General features: G+C 72.5%; 16 protein-coding genes. 4 read left to right on the top strand and 12 right to left on the bottom strand.

Annotated elements, in window-relative coordinates; translation table 11 throughout:
* Entirely contained in the window at nt 1-2658 is a 2658-nt protein-coding gene (gene ligD / locus K343_RS0107100; RefSeq protein WP_028007465.1) for a DNA ligase D, read from the bottom strand.
* A 283-nt stretch (nt 2659-2941) separates the two neighbouring features.
* Here ligD and K343_RS0107095 point away from each other — a divergent pair, with 283 nt between their 5' ends.
* Entirely contained in the window at nt 2942-3433 is a 492-nt protein-coding gene (locus K343_RS0107095) for a nuclear transport factor 2 family protein (RefSeq protein ID WP_028007464.1), read from the top strand.
* Between the two features lie 60 nt (nt 3434-3493).
* Here K343_RS0107095 and K343_RS0107090 read toward each other — a convergent pair whose 3' ends face one another.
* Nucleotides 3494-4078 (bottom strand): hypothetical protein, encoded by a 585-nt coding sequence (locus tag K343_RS0107090; protein WP_028007463.1) that lies wholly within the window; start codon nt 4076-4078, stop codon nt 3494-3496.
* Between the two features lie 245 nt (nt 4079-4323).
* Nucleotides 4324-4815 (bottom strand): DUF4442 domain-containing protein, encoded by a 492-nt coding sequence (locus K343_RS0107085; RefSeq protein WP_043112220.1) that lies wholly within the window; start codon nt 4813-4815, stop codon nt 4324-4326.
* Between the two features lie 196 nt (nt 4816-5011).
* Here K343_RS0107085 and K343_RS0107080 point away from each other — a divergent pair, with 196 nt between their 5' ends.
* The 3 genes from K343_RS0107080 to K343_RS0107070 all read left to right on the top strand — a co-directional run bounded on the left by K343_RS0107080 (nt 5012) and on the right by K343_RS0107070 (nt 7038).
* Entirely contained in the window at nt 5012-6199 is a 1188-nt protein-coding gene (locus tag K343_RS0107080; protein WP_028007461.1) for an FAD-dependent oxidoreductase, read from the top strand.
* A 30-nt stretch (nt 6200-6229) separates the two neighbouring features.
* Nucleotides 6230-6478: a DUF1272 domain-containing protein gene (locus K343_RS0107075; protein WP_028007460.1), complete on the top strand. Its 249-nt coding sequence runs from the start codon at nt 6230-6232 to the stop codon at nt 6476-6478.
* A 110-nt stretch (nt 6479-6588) separates the two neighbouring features.
* Nucleotides 6589-7038, top strand: coding sequence for a DUF2834 domain-containing protein (locus K343_RS0107070; RefSeq protein WP_028007459.1), 450 nt, complete (start codon nt 6589-6591; stop codon nt 7036-7038).
* 46 nt (nt 7039-7084) lie between these two features.
* On the opposite strand, the gene K343_RS0107065 is transcribed toward K343_RS0107070, so the two are convergent.
* The 9 genes from K343_RS0107065 to K343_RS0107025 all read right to left on the bottom strand — a co-directional run bounded on the left by K343_RS0107065 (nt 7085) and on the right by K343_RS0107025 (nt 14131).
* The gene (locus tag K343_RS0107065; protein WP_051278021.1) at nt 7085-7987 is read right to left on the bottom strand and encodes a DMT family transporter; all 903 of its coding nucleotides are present in this window, start codon (nt 7985-7987) and stop codon (nt 7085-7087) included.
* Between the two features lie 195 nt (nt 7988-8182).
* Nucleotides 8183-8632, bottom strand: a complete 450-nt coding sequence (locus tag K343_RS0107060) for a hotdog family protein (RefSeq protein WP_043112218.1) — start codon at nt 8630-8632, stop codon at nt 8183-8185.
* Between the two features lie 13 nt (nt 8633-8645).
* Nucleotides 8646-9425 carry a beta-ketoacyl synthase chain length factor gene (locus tag K343_RS0107055; protein WP_028007456.1) on the bottom strand — a complete coding sequence of 260 codons (780 nt, stop codon included), beginning with the start codon at nt 9423-9425 and terminating at the stop codon, nt 8646-8648.
* On the bottom strand, nt 9425-10645 hold the full coding sequence (locus K343_RS0107050; protein WP_043112217.1) for a beta-ketoacyl-ACP synthase: 1221 nt from the start codon (nt 10643-10645) through the stop codon (nt 9425-9427). The genes K343_RS0107055 and K343_RS0107050 overlap by 1 nt, the downstream gene beginning before the upstream one ends.
* Complete coding sequence (locus K343_RS0107045) at nt 10620-11546, bottom strand: lysophospholipid acyltransferase family protein (protein WP_028007454.1); 927 nt, start codon at nt 11544-11546, stop codon at nt 10620-10622. Before K343_RS0107045 ends, K343_RS0107050 begins: the two co-directional genes overlap by 26 nt.
* A complete protein-coding gene (locus tag K343_RS24760) occupies nt 11543-11854 on the bottom strand; it encodes an ApeI family dehydratase (protein WP_028007453.1) in 312 nt (103 codons plus the stop codon). The genes K343_RS0107045 and K343_RS24760 overlap by 4 nt, the downstream gene beginning before the upstream one ends.
* Nucleotides 11851-13194 carry an AMP-binding protein gene (locus K343_RS0107035; RefSeq protein WP_028007452.1) on the bottom strand — a complete coding sequence of 448 codons (1344 nt, stop codon included), beginning with the start codon at nt 13192-13194 and terminating at the stop codon, nt 11851-11853. The genes K343_RS24760 and K343_RS0107035 overlap by 4 nt, the downstream gene beginning before the upstream one ends.
* Nucleotides 13194-13790 carry a COG4648 family protein gene (locus K343_RS0107030; protein ID WP_028007451.1) on the bottom strand — a complete coding sequence of 199 codons (597 nt, stop codon included), beginning with the start codon at nt 13788-13790 and terminating at the stop codon, nt 13194-13196. Before K343_RS0107030 ends, K343_RS0107035 begins: the two co-directional genes overlap by 1 nt.
* A 53-nt stretch (nt 13791-13843) precedes the next feature.
* A complete protein-coding gene (locus tag K343_RS0107025) occupies nt 13844-14131 on the bottom strand; it encodes a phosphopantetheine-binding protein (protein ID WP_028007450.1) in 288 nt (95 codons plus the stop codon).
* Nucleotides 14132-14252: the final 121 nt, after the last annotated feature.

The following is a 14252-nucleotide window of genomic DNA, read 5'->3' as shown; positions in this document are numbered from 1 at the left end:
TCAGCGGCGCGGCAGCGCCTGCTCGACATCGTCGATGCCGGCCCAGGGCTCGGGCCGTTTGGCGATGCGTTCGCGGATGTTGCCGATGTGGTACTGCGCGGCCGAGCGCAGCTTCGGCAGCTCGTCCCAGCCGAGCGGCACGGCGAGCGGCGCGCCGGGGCGGGCGCGCAGGCTGTAGCTGGCGATGCTGGTGGCGCCGCGCGCATTGCGCAGATAGTCGATGAACACGTGCCCGCCGCGGCGGGCCTTGCTGGCGACGTCGACATAGCGCTGCGGCGCTTCCTGCGCGAGCGTGCTGGCCAGCGCGTGCGCGAACGATTTCGCGGCGTCCCAGCCGTCGTCGCCGGTCAGCGGCACGACCACGTGCAGGCCCTTGCCGCCGGTGGCGCGCACGAACGATTCGAGGCGCAGCGCGCTCAGCCGCTCGCGCACCGCGAGCGCCGCCGCCCTGACCGCGGACCAGGCGACGTCCGGCGCCGGATCGAGATCGAAGACGATGCGGTCCGGCGTATCCGGGCGCGCGAGCGGCGCACCCCAGGCGTGGATCTCGACAACGTTCATCTGCACCAGCGCGAGCAGGCCGTCGAGGTCTTCGATGTAGACGTAAGGATCGCGGTCGGCCTTGGCACGCGCGGCGTGCACCGCGTCGCGAAAGCCCGGGGTCAGGTGCTTCTGAAAGAAGCATTCGCCGCCGATGCCGTCGGGGCAGCGCAGCATCGCCAGCGGCCGGTCGACGATGCCGGGCAGAATCTGCGCCGCGATGTCCGTATAGAGCGCGCCGATCTCGGCCTTGGTCACCGGCGGATCGGTGAAGACCTGCCGCTCCGGATGCGTGAACGGGTACGGCGCCGGCGGATCGCCGGCCTTGCGGCGCGCGCGCGCGGTCGGCACCGAGGCCCTGCGCGCTGCCGCGCGCGTGGGCTTGGCGCGCGTCCGGCCGCCGCTCTTGCCGGTCTTGCCGGCCCGCGCCTTGCGGCTCGTCGCGCGCGCCGTGGCTTTTTTCGCGCCCGGCCCGGCGCGCGCCGGGCGGCCGCTGGACGCGGCGAGCGTTTCGACCTGCGGCGCGCGATCCGGACTCGCGACATCGGCCGGCGACTTGTCCGGGCGCAGGCCCTTGAGGCTGGCCTGGCGCAGCAGACCGTCGTCGGTCCAGGCCCGGAATTCGACCTCGACGACCCGCTCCGGCCGCACCCAGATCGGATGCGCGCCGCGCAGCTCGGCGCGGCCCGGCGGGTTCGCCAGTTCGACGGGCGTCTTCGCCGGCCGCAGCGCGGCGCGCAGTTCGGCGAGCCGGGCGTCGCTGATGCCGCTGCCGACGCGGCCGACGTAACGCCACGGCCGGCCGCGGCCCTGCGGCCGCGCCAGCAGCAGCGAGCCGAGTGCGGCGCGCGCGCCACGGCCGGCGGTGTAGCCGACGATCACGAACTCGTCGGACTGCACGCATTTGATCTTCAGCCAGGCCCCGCCGCGGCCTTCGCGGTACGGCGCCAGCCGCGACTTGCTGACGATGCCTTCGAGCCCGAGCCGGCACGCGGCGCTGGCCGCCTCGGGGCCGTCGCCGACGAGGTATTCGGAGCGCTGCAGCGGCGGCGGCGCAGCGGCGAGGAGCCGCTGCAGCGCGGCCTTGCGCGTGTCCTGCGCCTCGCCGCGCAGATCGCGGCCGTCGAGGTAGAGCAGATCGAAAACCACGGCCTGCAGCTCGCCGCCTTCGCCGAAACGCTGCTGCAGCAGGTCGAAGCGGCTGCGCCCGTGCTCGTCGAAGGCGACGAGTTCGCCGTCGAGGATGCAGTCGCGGCACGGCAGGGCCAGCACCGCGGCCTTCACCGCCGGCAGCTTCGCGGTCCAGTCGAGGCCGTTGCGCGAGACGATGCGCAGACGGCGGCCTTCGCGCATCGCCAGGAAGCGATAGCCGTCGTACTTGATCTCGTGCACCCACTCGGCGCCAGCCGGCGCGCGCGCGGACAAGCGCGCCAGCTGCAGCCCGACCTGCTGCGGAAACGGGTCGCGCGGCGGATCGGCGCGGCGGCGCGCGCGCGTGCCGGCGCTCGCGGCGGCCTGCGCCGTCCCGGCAGAGGCCGCCGCCGCGCGGCCGCGGCGCGCGCCGTCGTGCTGCGCGCGCCACTCGCGCAGCACGACGTCATCGGCCACGTCCGGTGCCTGCGCGTGTGCGTCGTCGCTCTTGATCAGCAGCCACTGCGGCTGCCGGCCGGCCAGATGCGTGCGCACCAGCGACCAGCGGCCCTGCAGGCGCTCGCCGTGCAGCGTGAAATGCAGATGGCCCTTGCGAATCGCGGCGTCGGCATCGGCGTCTTCCGGCTCCCACCAGCCGCGATCCCAGATGTCGACATGGCCGGCGCCGTACTGGCCGGCCGGGATGTCGCCCTCGAAATCGCCATAAGCGATCGGATGATCCTCGACCTCGACCGCGAGCCGCTTCTGCGCCGGATCGCGCGACGGGCCCTTGGGCACCGCCCAGCTGCGCAGTGTGCCGCCGAGTTCGAGGCGGAAGTCGAAGTGCCGGCGCCGCGCGTGATGCAGCTGGATCACGTAGCGCAGCCGCGCGCGGACACCGCGGCGCGCTGCCGGTGGCTCGCGGCCGCTGGGCTCCGCGGTCACATCGAAGCGCCGCATCTGCTGGTATTTCGCGAGCCGCCGCATCGTCGCTCCTTGCCGCGTACAGAGCCCGGGACCATGGCGCCGGAGCCCTGAGCAAGCGCTGAACCCGCATGTGCCACCGGTGCCGACGCACCGCCACCGTCCGCATCCCGCGCGAAGGTCCGCGCCGTGCCCGCCATGCTACGCCGCCGACCCCGTCCTCCCGCAACACGGCGGCGGGCGCATCCGGCGCATGGGGCCGCCGTTCGCTTCACCCCCGTTCGGCCGATGTGCAGCAGCGCCGTGGCGCGCAGGCTCTCTGGATCGACCCGGACGGAGCGCGCCGATGACCGAGACCGAAAAGCTGCTGGCGATCGAGGAGATCAAGCAAGTCTTCGCGCGCCGTCTGCGCTACATGGACTGCAAGCAGTGGGATCTCTACGGCAGCGTGCACACCGAGGACGCGTGGTCGGAAACCTACGGCGATCTGCCGGCGGCGCTGCAGCCGCAGGCCGGCGGCGTGCGCAACAAGGTGGTCGGCCCGCAGGCGCTGGCGGCCGCGATCCGCCATTTCATGGAGCACCGCACGCCGATCACCTCGGTGCATCACGCGCACACGCCGGAAATCGAATTCATCTCCGACACCACCGCGACCGGCATCTGGCCGATGGAGGACCACCTCTGGTGGCGCGACGGCGCGCACGAGGAACACCTGCACGGCTACGGGCACTACCTGGAGCACTACCGCAAGGTCGAGGGCCGCTGGCTGATCTGCTACCGCAAGCTCACGCGCCTGCGCGTCGACCGCACGCCGGGCTTCTACGACCGGCTCGCCTGAAACGCCGCTTCGCGCAAGAGCGAATCGACGACAACCAGAAGGCTCCCATCGAAGCGATGTTCACTGCTGCGCAAGCGCCCCGCGAGCCTGAAGATCCTTGACGAAATTAAGGACGACATCATCGATCACCTGGCCGAATGCGTTGGCCGGCGTCGTGGCCGTCATCCCGTCCGGCGCCTTGGTGTGGCCCACCGAGGTATGAATCGCGTGCTTGTAGTCGAGCTTCCGTGCGGCGCCGCCGTTGTCGTACGAGCATGAGAACTCGTAGAAATCGTCGATCATCGAACCCGCGGCGCCGAACGTCAGGCCCGTGCCGAAGCCTTTGGCGCGTGCCGCGCCCAGGTCCGCAACGTTGTTCGCGGTAATCGAGATCAACGGCGCAGCCGCGCTGGTCGACGGCACGAAAACGCCCGTCGCGCGCAATGAACGCTCCACGTTGGCGCGCAGTTCGCCATCGGCCTTCGGCAAGGCTTCGCCGTTGCGCAGGAAATGCACATCGACGCGGGCGGCAATCGGCTGAGGCGGTCGCTGGAGCGCCTCATAGCTCGCCTGGTGGTACTGCGGATCGACGTAGGATTTGACGGAAATGCAACCAGACGTGACGGCGCCGGAAAGCGCCATGATTGCCGCGACCAGACCCTTCATTGCAGCCCCCTGAAAATGCAATGCCGGCGACGCAGCCCGGATCCGAGCCGCACGCCATCGATCAAGGAAAGCGCACGCGACGCCCGTCGTGGAATGGAATGAATCCGCTCCGGCGTCAGAGAACGCCCCCTGGATGCTCTGCCCCCGAGGCCGATCATCCGTTACGCCATTCGCCGAGAGCAAGGCGCCACCGAACGAACGCAGACGCGAAGTGTGATGAGTTCCCCGCTTCCGTACCCGCAGCCTCAATCGCGCTTCTTCGGCACCCAGGCCCAGGTCATCGTCGCCACGATCGGCGACTCGCCGGCCGCGTCGGTGATCGTCACCGGCACGACGAGATCGCCGCGGGCCTCGGCGACGATGCGGGCACGCGGCGCGGCGTCGAGCGTGGCGATTGCGCGCAGATCGCCCTGCGCGCGTTTCACGTAGTCGATGTGCATGCACTTGAGCAGCGGCAGGCGGTCGTCCGGCACGTTCATGCCGAACACGGCGCCGGTCGCGGTCTCGGCGAGCAGCGCCATCGCCGCGGCGTGCACGCCGCCGATGTGGTTCTGCACCTTGCCGCGGTTGCGGACGACGACCACGGCCTGCTCTTCGCTGAGCGTCTCGAAGCGCAGACCGGCGGTGCCGGCGAAGCGCACCTGCGAATTGAACAGCAGCGTGGTCGCACGCCGGCGCAGCGGCCCCGGCAGTGCGGCGCAGTACGCCACCGCGCGGGAAAGGCGATTGCCGGCCATGTCGCATCCTCCTGTCGTCGTTCGCGGCATTGTCGGCGCCGCGCCGGCCGCACGCCTTGTCCGTGGCAGGCCTGCGCTCTGGCGGCGCGGCCAGCGGCGCCGCACACTGCCCGCCGCTGCGGCTTGGGCCTTTTTCCGAAAGCGGCCGCCGCCACGTTGCTCGATACGGGCACTCGCAAAACGGACAGGGAGATTCATGCAACGTCGCGACTTTCTGCGCACGACCGGCGCCACGCTGGCGCTCGGCGCCATGGCGAGCGGCTGCGCGAGCACGCCGCGCGCCGTCGCTTCGGCCGCCGCGTCGGCGGCCGACTACGATCCGCTGCCGCCGCTGGCGCCGATCCGCGCGCGGCCGGACCGGCTGATCGCGATCACGGTCTGCACGCGGCCGTTTCGCGCGCAAGGGCCGCGCATCGAGGCCGAGAAGCTCGGCCGCAAGACCGTGGTCCATCACTACGGCCACGGCGGCAGCGGCTGGTCGCTGTCCTGGGGCTCGGCCCGGCTCGCGCTGCGCGAGGTGCTGGCGACGCAGGTCGCCGAGGTCGGCGTGATCGGCTGCGGCGCCATCGGCCTCACCACGGCGCTGCTCGCGCAGCGGGCCGGCCTGAAGGTGACGATCTACGCCCGCGAACGTCCGCCGGAAGTGCGCTCCTCGCGCGCGACCGGCGTGTGGTCGCCGGACTCGCGCTACTGCACCGCCGAGCACGCGACGCCGGACGCCGTCGCGCGCTGGGAAACGATGGCGCGCGAATCGTTCCGCACCTATCAGACGATGCTCGGCCTGCCCGGCGATCCGGTCGAATGGCGCGACGGCTACGCGCTCGCCGACGAGCCGTTCAACGGCGGCCACGGCGAAGGCGACGGCGACGGCGAACCCGTCTACGCCAATCTGCTGCCGCTGATCCGCTCGCTGTGGCCGCGCTCGCAGGACATTCCGGCCGGCGCGCATCCGTTCCCGGTGCCCTACGTGCGCCGCTACACGACGATGGTCTACAACCTCAGCAGCTACTCGCGCCTGCTGATCGAGGACTTCGAGCGCGGCGGCGGACGCATCGAGACGCGCGAGTTCGAACGCCCGGCCGACCTCGAGAAGCTGCCCGAGAAGACGCTGGTCAACTGCACCGGCTACGGCGCGCGCGCGCTGTTCGGCGACGACAGCGTGGTGCCGGTGCGCGGCCAGATCGGGCGCCTGATCCCGCAGCCGGAAGTGGATTACGGCCTCAGCTACGGCTCGCTGTTCGTGGTGCCGCGCCGCGACGGCATCGTCGTGCAGACCGGCGCGCCCGGCGACTACGGCAATGCCGACGCGACGCCGAACTACGCCGAATCCGAAGCCGCCGTGCAGCAGCTCGCCGCGCTGATGGCGAAGATGCGCCGCGCGTAGGATCGAAGCCCCACGACGCGGAGAACGCCGATGCTGGAACTGCGACCGAACTGCGAGTGCTGCGACCGCGACCTGCCGCCGGACAGCAGCGACGCGCGCATCTGCTCGTTCGAATGCACCTTCTGCGCGAGCTGCGCCGAAACCACGCTCGGCGGCCGCTGTCCGAACTGCGGCGGCGAACTGCTCGCACGGCCGCGGCGGCCGGCCGACGCGCTGATCCGGCATCCGGCCTCGACCCGGCGCGTGCTCCGGCCGGGCGGCTGCGGCGCGGTCGCGTAGACCCGGGCCGCAGCGGGCCGCAAGCGGCGCGGCGATGCCGCCGCACCGTCGCCAGCGCGAGCCGATCCGGGCACACTGTGGCGCGGGGCATGCCACAGGGACGGGCGGAGATGACGGTCACGCGCAAACTGCTGTGCGTCGCATATGCGTCGATCGCGCTGCTGGCGCTGATCGGCACCTGGAGCCACAACGTGGCCTACCTGCCGCTCGGCTTCGCCGGCGCCAACCTGCGCTTCTGGAGCGACACCTTCGCCAATCCGGCGAGCCGCTCGATCACCGTCGACCTGTTCTTCCTCAGCTTCGCGGTGCTGCTGTGGATGGTGCTCGAAGCGCGGCGCCTGCACATGCGCGGCGTCTGGCTCTATCTGCTGTTCGGCCTGCTGATCGCGATCAGCGTGACCGTGCCGCTGTTCCTGATCCACCGCGAACGCGTGCTCGCCGTGCGCGCGCCCGGCACCCCGGCCGGTCGCCTCGCCACCGGCGACCTCATCGGCCTCGCGCTGCTCGTGCTGGCGACGCTCGCCTATACGGCGACGACATTGGTGCGGGCGCCGGCCTGAGCCACCAGACCGCAGTGTTCAGCCGCGTGCGCTGCATAGGCTTCGCTCAACGGCCGCGCCCCGCTGCGCGGAACCACCGGCGGCGCAGGAGCGACCACGGCCTGCCGTCGATCGCGGCGAGTCCGAGGCCGATCAGCGCGATGCCGGCGCCGTGCTTTGGCAGCAGGCTTTCGTCGAGAAACAGGTGGCCGAGCAGGATGGCGCTAACCGGGATCAGGAACGTCACCAGCAGCAGATTGGTCGCGCCGGCCGTCGCCAGGATGCGGAAGTAGAGCACATACGCGAAGGCCGTCGAGATCGCGGCAAGACCGACCAGAGCGCCGATCGTCGCCACGCCCGGAACCGCCAGCGTCCAGGGATGATCGACGAACAACGCGAGCGGCAAGAGCAGGGCGCTGGACGCGATCAGCTGACCGCTCGCAGTAGCCATCGGCGTCATGCCCAGCGCCCGGAAGCGGCGCCCGAAGATGCCCGCGAGCGCGTAGGACAGCGCGCCGGCCAGGCATGCCAGCTCGGCGGCAACGCCCGAACCCGGCGTACGAACGGCGGCGGGACCGATCATCACCGCGACGCCGGCAAACCCGACCGCGACGCCGAGCAGACGTCCACCGCTCATCTTCTCGTCGCGCGTCAGCACGTGCGCGAGGACCACCGTCAATAGCGGCGTGGCCGCGTTGAGAATCGCGGCGACTCCGGAGGCAAGCTGCTGTTGCCCCCAGACGATCAGCGAAAATGGGATGGCGTTGTTCAGCGCTCCCATGACCAGGAAGCACCCCCAGACGCCGGGATTCGCCGGCAGCCGCTCTGCGCGCAATCGCAGGATCGCCAGCAGAATGGCCGCAGCCATGACCAGTCGCGAGGCGACGATGGTGAAGACTGGCAGCTCGCGAACCGCGATGCCATTGAAGAAGAACGAGCCGCCCCAGGCCGATGCGAGGATCAGCAGCATTCCCCACTCCGGGGCCGTCAACGGGCGATGCGACGAAAGCGTGTGTGACACCGATCCTCCAGACAGGAAGGCCATAGGCCTGCTGGCTGCGAGAAATATCGCGTCACCGCCTGCGCGGCCATCCGATTGCTGCGCTCGAATGCCAAGATCCGGGCCGGCGCGAACCGAGGCCGGCGGCCACCCGCTCTCCGCCGCTCAAGCCGGCGCGGCGAGGATCACCGACGCGCGGCCGGTGGCGAGCGTGCGGTCGCCGGCGTGGAGGCGGAATTCGTACATCCAGCCGCCGGCATTGGCGACGAGGCGGCGCGCGCTGCATTCGAGCGGCGCGGCGAGGTCGTCGATGCGCTCGACGTGCAGCGCCACGTCGCGCACCGCGGCGAGCACGCCGGGTCGGGCACCGCCGGCGCCGTCGGCGGTCTTGGCGAGCCAGCCGCCGTGCACGGCCATCGCCTGCGCGCCGTACTCGATCAGGTGCAGCGCCGCGAGCCGGCCGTCGCGGCGCAGCGGGTGGTCGGCGTCGGCGTGGCGCCGCGTGCGCACGTGCACCGTGGTCTCGTCGGCGGCGAGCAGCTCGTCCCAGAGGCACATCGCGCCGGCGTGCGGCACCAGCGCGGCGAGGCCGGCGCGGTCGAGCAGGACCGTCATCGCGCGCCCGGCCTCACGGCTGCCAGTGCAGCTGCAGGGCGCGGCCGCCGGAGTTCGGCAGCGCCACCGCGCCGGCTTCGCCGCGCGCCACGCGGCGCAGCAGCGGCAGCGCGCGCAGCGCCGGATTGGCGAGACGCAGCGCTTCGAGCGCGGGCGCATCGAGCGTGGTCTCGGCGCCGTCGCCGAGCGCCAGGTCGAGATGACCGAGCGGCGCGGCGCCGCCTTCGGGTTTCAGCCACAGTGCGCAGCTCGCCGCGCAAGCGAGCGGACGCGCGTCGAACAGCGGCGGCGGCGCCGGCACGTCGAACACCACGAGCAGCACGTCGCGCGCGTCGCTGACGACCTGCAGCGCCGCCTCGAACAGACCGAGCGCGAACGAGCCGTCGTAGCCGGCCAGCGTCGTCGACGGCGCGGTCGAGCCGACGGCGATGCCCCAATAGCCGGCAGCCGCGTTGTGCACGGAGTTGTGGAAGTCGGTCGGCGAAACGAGCTTCTGCGGCTCGGCGACGGCCGCGCAGATGCGATGCAGGATCGCCATGTCGGCATCGGAGCCGGCGAACACCGTCGCCAGGGTGCGGGCGTCGCGGCCGGCGATCGCCTCCTCGGCGACGCGGAACGCCTGACGCACCGCCGGCGTCGCGCGGCGGCGTTCGTTCGGCGGCAGCAGCGGCGGCGCGTAGGCCGGCAGCTCGACGGCCTCGTGCGCCGCCTCGCCGCGCAGCACGCGCGCCGCCGACGGCCAGTCCGGCAGGCCCGGCGCAGCCAGGCCGATGGCCTCGATCGCGACGCGCATCAGGCGGCCCTCCCGAAGATCAGGCAGGCATTGTTGCCGCCGAAGCCGAACGAATTCGAGGCGGCGATGCGCAGCGGCCGCGACTGCGCCTCCAGCGCGTAGTGCGCGCGCAGCGCCGGATCGAGCGTACGCGTGTTCAGGCTCGGCGGCACGAAACCGTGCTCGACGGCGAGGCACGCGTAGACGGCTTCGACGATGCCGGCCGCGCCGAGCGTGTGGCCGGTGTAACCCTTGGTCGAGCTGCACGGCGGCCCGCCCTCGTCACGCGCGCCGAACACCGCGCAGACACCCTGATCCTCGGAAGCGTCGTTGGCCGGCGTCGCCGTGCCGTGCAGGTTCACGTAATCGACGGCGGCGGCCGGCAGGCCGGCGCGCGCCAGCGCGTCGCGCATCGCCAGCGCCGCGCCGCGGCCCTGCGGGTCCGGCGTGCTCATGTGGTAGGCATCGGACGACTCGCCGTAGCCGAGCAGCGCCAGCGCGCCCGGCGCGCGCGCCGGCATCAGCAGCGCGAAGCCGGCGCCTTCGCCGATCGAGATGCCGCGCCGCTGCGCGTCGGCCGGCCGGCAGATCTCCGACGACACCAGCTGCAGGGCGTTGAAGCCGTACAGCGTCGTCAGGCACAGGCTGTCGACCCCGCCGACCACCGCCGCGTCGCAGACACCGGCCGCGATCGCGCGGCTGGCCGCGGCGAAGACCTTGGCGCTCGACGAGCAGGCGGTGCAGATCGCCAGCGCGACGCTGTCGAGCCCGAGCTGCAGGCGCACGAACTCGGCGGCGGCCTGCGGGTTGTGCGTGGTGCGGTGCCGGAAGCTGTCCGGCAGGCGGTTCGCGTCGCGATCCCGCGCGCGGTACGCCAGCTCGGTCGACAGCACGCCGGAGGTCGAGGTGCCGATGAACACGCCGATGCGCGCGGCGCCGAGCCGCGCGCGGGCCCCGGCGACCGCCGCCGCGAAGCCGTCCTGCGCCAGCGCCAGCGCCGCCAGCCGGTTGTTGCGGCAGTCCCACTCGGCCCAGGCGCCGTCCAGCGGCGTGTCGAGGCCGGCGACCGCGCCGACCCAGGTCTGCAGGCCGCAGTCGCCGAGCACGGCATCCGCGATCGGCGTTTGGGCGAGGCCGCTGCGGCCCTCGCGCAGCGCCGCGAGCTGCGCGCCGCGGCCGTGGCCGAGCGCGGTCGTCGCGGTCCAGGCGGCGAGCTCAAGCGGCGCGATCGTCGCGGGCATCGTCGATCCAGTAGTCATAGAAGTTGAACCAGTTGTACGGCGCGTCGCGCAGCACGGCTTCGAGCCGGCGCGCATAGGCTTCGGCGTAGCGCTGCGCGTCGGCGGCACGCGTGCGCCGTTCGACCTGCACGCGCTCGGCGAAGCATTCGATGCACGCATCGTAGCGGCCGCCGCCGCGGTGCACGGCGAAGCCGGTCAGCACCGGCACCTGCAGCAGGCTGGCGACGATCCACGGCGCCATCGGCAGCGCCACCGCGCCGCCGAGCAGCGGCACGCGCAGCGTCGCCTCGCCGTCGCGCGCGCGGTCGGCCATCAGGCAGACGATCTCGCCGCGCTCGATCGCCGCCTTGAGCCTGAGCAGAAAATCCGGGCCGCGCTCGCCGGCGTCGAGGATGTGCGCCGCCAGTTGCGGATTGAGCCGTTCGAGGATCGCCGTGTAGACGCCGCCGTGCGCGCGATCCATCACCACACGCAGCGGCATGCGCCGCTCGACGCTGCCGGTGACGCGGATCGTCTCGAAGCTGCCGACGTGCGCGAGCAGCAGCAGCGCGCCGCGGCCCTCGTCGAGCAGGCGCTGCACGCCGGCGTCGCGCGTCACCCGCACATCGAGCCCGCGCGTGTAGCCGCCGACCAGGAACAGGCGGTCGAGCATGCAGCTCGCGAAGCAGAAGAAGTGGCGCCAGCGGTCGGCCGGCGTCGGCGCGCGGCCGAGCACACGGCGCAGGTAGGCGCGCGAGGCGCGGCCCTGGGCGCCGCCGGCGAGCACGAAGTACAGCACCGTCGGATACAGAAAGACGCGCGCGACGCGGCGGCCGAAGACGCGCGCGATGGCGACGATCAGGCGCAGCATGAAAACCGTGCTGCGCTCGCGCTGCTGCTGCCAGCCGGCGGCGTCGCTCATGCGTCGGGCACGTCGAACTGCAGGCTGCCCTGCGCGGCGATGCGGCCGTCGAGCTCGATGCGGAAGGCGACGCGGCCGCGCTCGCCGGCGACCAGCACGCAGTCGAAATCCTGCTCCGGCCGTACCGGGGCGATGAATTTCAGCAGGTTGACGCCGCGCGGCGCGCCGTAGCCGTAGCGCGCCTGCGCCAGCGCCGCGGCGCATTCGAGCAGCACCACGCCGGGCACCAGCGGATGGCCGGGGAAATGGCCGGGCAGCGCCGGATGATCGGCGCCGATGCGCTGCGTGACGCGTTGTTCGTCGCTCACGGCCCGGCGCCCGCGAGCAGCGCGGCGAGCTGGGCCTGCGGCAGCTTGCCGAGTTCGTTGCGCGGCAGCCGCGCGACGCGCTTCAGCGGCCGCGGCAGGAACACCGGATCGACGCGCTCGGCGAGCGCGGCGAGGATCTGCGCTTCGCTCAGGCTCGGCGCGACGACCAGCGCTGCCGGCCGTTCGCGACCGGTGTCCGGCGGCACGATGACGCCATCCTCGACGCCGGGAATCAGCAGCAGCTTCTGCGTCAGATCGGCCGCCGACATGCGCTTGCCGGCGACCTTGAGCAGATCCTGGGCGCGACCGAGCAGACGGAAGCGGCCGGCGCCGGCGTCGAGCAGCTCGATGCGGTCCTGCAGCCAGACGGCGTCCGGCAGATGCGTGCCGTGCAGCGCGGCGCCATCCTCATGCGGCGTCAGCGTGGCGCCGTCGTGCAGGCGCCAGATCTCGCCGTCGACGGTGCGCCGCGTCGCCAGACTGCCGGCTTCGGTGCAGCCGTAGATTTCGCAGACCGGCGCGCCGAACAGGCGCTCGGCGGCGGCAGCCAGCTCCGGCGCCAGCGGCGCGGTCGCCGAAACGATGCGCTCGATCGCCGGCGCGCGCAGGCCGGCGGCGACCAGCGCGCGCAAATGCACCGGCGTCGTCACCAGCAGGCGCGGCGCCGGCACTTCGGCGAGCGCGGCGACCACGTCGGCCGGAAAGAACGGCTTGCCGGCGTGCGTGCGCAGGCCGCCGGCCAGCGCGAACACGACCGAAGTCTCCAGCCCGTACATGTGCTGCGGCGGCACCGTCGCGACCACCGACGGCCGGCCGCCACCGGGCGCGAAGCGCGCCAGCGCCAGCTGCGCCGTGCGCACCAGCGTGCCCCAGGTCTTCGGATGCGGCTGCGGCCGGCCGGTGCTGCCGGACGTGAACGGGATCGCCGCGATCGCGGCGGCCGGAATCGCCGGCACCGCGCCGAACTCGCCTGCGGCGTCCGCGTCGCCGGTCTCGGGCGCCGGCAGCCAGGCGAGGCCGGCGGCAAGCTCGGCGCGCTCGCCGACGGCGGCGCGCACGCCGTGCGTCTCGGCGATCTCGCGCAGCGTCGCCGGTGCCGTGCTCGGCGGCAGCAGCAGCGTGCGCCGTGCCAGCAGCGCCGCCGCCAGCGTCAGCGCGAAGCGCTCGCGCGATTCGCAGAGATTGAGCAGCGGCCCGTCGCCGGGCAGCGTCGCGGCGAAGCGCTGCGCGGCGCGCACGAAAGCGGCGCGCGTGACCGGCCGCGCGCCGCGCTGCCAGAGCACGGCCTGCGGATCGTCGCCGGCGACCAGCGGCAGCAGTTCGCTTTGCGAGAGCGTCATCAGCGGAAGCGCACGCCGCTGGCGGCGATGCGGCGCAGATAGCCGACAAAGCTGTCGCCGCCGTGCTGCGGGAAGCGGCGGCGACGATAGAGAAACTCGGCGAGGAACAGCAGGCCCATGACGGCATAGCTGCCGGCGTTGGTGAACCACGCCCACCATTGCCGGTGGCCGCTCAGCGTCAGCAGCAGCGTGACGACGAACAGCGCGGCGAGCACCACGGTCCACAGCCGCGTGACCTGCCGCGTGTGCGCGGCGAGCGGCGGCGCCAGCGTGCCGTGCACGGCGGTGGCGACGCGCGTCACCATCGGCACCTGGCCGGCGCCGAGACTGCGCCAGAACGCGACGCAGGCCAGGCCGCTCAACGCCAGCGGCGGCAGGTACAGCAGGTAGATGCCGCCGCCGAACAGCGCGACCGCCCAGCTCAGCACGGCGAAGCCGGCCCAGGCCAGCCAGTACGCGAGGCGTCCGGCGCGCAGCGGCGCCAGCAGCACGCTGGCGTAGAGCGCCTGCAGCGCGAGCCACTGCAGCACCGGCGCGTCGAGCAACACGCCGAGGTGGACGAACAGCAGATAGGCGACGAACAGCGCGACGGGCATGCGGGCAGGCGGCTCGAAGAAAAGCGGCGAGGGCGCCCGTGCGGACGCGGCGCTCAGTGCACCGCTTGCGGACGCTGGGCGGCGATGTAATCGGTCAGCGCGCGCAGCGAGGCGAAGGCGCGCTTGGTCGCTTCGTTGTCGGCCTTCAGCTCGATGCCGTACTTCTGCTGGATCGCCAGCGCGATCTCCAGCGCGTCGATCGAGTCGAGGCCCCAGCTGCCGGCGCCTTCGCCGAACAGCGGCGCCGCCGGATCGACCGTCGCCGGGTCGCGATCCTCCAGATGCAGGGCCTCGATCAGCAGTGCAGCCATGTCCCGCTCTGCGGCGGTTTGCGTCGACATCGGTTCATCCCTCGGAAAAATGCGGCACCATCATCGGCGACGAGGTCCTGCGCTGTCCGTGACCCTGCCCACGGATTCGGCAGGGGCGGCGACTACAATAGGCGATCCCCAGGAACCAGAA

It is taken from the genome of Solimonas flava DSM 18980 (assembly GCF_000426685.1).
Classification (GTDB): domain Bacteria; phylum Pseudomonadota; class Gammaproteobacteria; order Nevskiales; family Nevskiaceae; genus Solimonas; species Solimonas flava.
This window is presented reverse-complemented; position numbering and strand designations above follow the sequence as displayed.

Bases quoted from the DNA above. Each gene is read 5' to 3' on its own strand.
- ligD (WP_028007465.1), bottom strand. From the start codon at position 2,658: ATGCGGCGGCTCGCGAAATACCAGCAGATGCGGCGCTTCGATGTGACC.
- K343_RS0107095 (WP_028007464.1), top strand. From the start codon at position 2,942: ATGACCGAGACCGAAAAGCTGCTGGCGATCGAGGAGATCAAGCAAGTC.
- K343_RS0107090 (WP_028007463.1), bottom strand. From the start codon at position 4,078: ATGAAGGGTCTGGTCGCGGCAATCATGGCGCTTTCCGGCGCCGTCACG.
- K343_RS0107085 (WP_043112220.1), bottom strand. From the start codon at position 4,815: ATGGCCGGCAATCGCCTTTCCCGCGCGGTGGCGTACTGCGCCGCACTG.
- K343_RS0107080 (WP_028007461.1), top strand. From the start codon at position 5,012: ATGCAACGTCGCGACTTTCTGCGCACGACCGGCGCCACGCTGGCGCTC.
- K343_RS0107075 (WP_028007460.1), top strand. From the start codon at position 6,230: ATGCTGGAACTGCGACCGAACTGCGAGTGCTGCGACCGCGACCTGCCG.
- K343_RS0107070 (WP_028007459.1), top strand. From the start codon at position 6,589: ATGACGGTCACGCGCAAACTGCTGTGCGTCGCATATGCGTCGATCGCG.
- K343_RS0107065 (WP_051278021.1), bottom strand. From the start codon at position 7,987: ATGCTGCTGATCCTCGCATCGGCCTGGGGCGGCTCGTTCTTCTTCAAT.
- K343_RS0107060 (WP_043112218.1), bottom strand. From the start codon at position 8,632: ATGACGGTCCTGCTCGACCGCGCCGGCCTCGCCGCGCTGGTGCCGCAC.
- K343_RS0107055 (WP_028007456.1), bottom strand. From the start codon at position 9,425: ATGCGCGTCGCGATCGAGGCCATCGGCCTGGCTGCGCCGGGCCTGCCG.
- K343_RS0107050 (WP_043112217.1), bottom strand. From the start codon at position 10,645: ATGCCCGCGACGATCGCGCCGCTTGAGCTCGCCGCCTGGACCGCGACG.
- K343_RS0107045 (WP_028007454.1), bottom strand. From the start codon at position 11,546: ATGAGCGACGCCGCCGGCTGGCAGCAGCAGCGCGAGCGCAGCACGGTT.
- K343_RS0107035 (WP_028007452.1), bottom strand. From the start codon at position 13,194: ATGACGCTCTCGCAAAGCGAACTGCTGCCGCTGGTCGCCGGCGACGAT.
- K343_RS0107030 (WP_028007451.1), bottom strand. From the start codon at position 13,790: ATGCCCGTCGCGCTGTTCGTCGCCTATCTGCTGTTCGTCCACCTCGGC.
- K343_RS0107025 (WP_028007450.1), bottom strand. From the start codon at position 14,131: ATGTCGACGCAAACCGCCGCAGAGCGGGACATGGCTGCACTGCTGATC.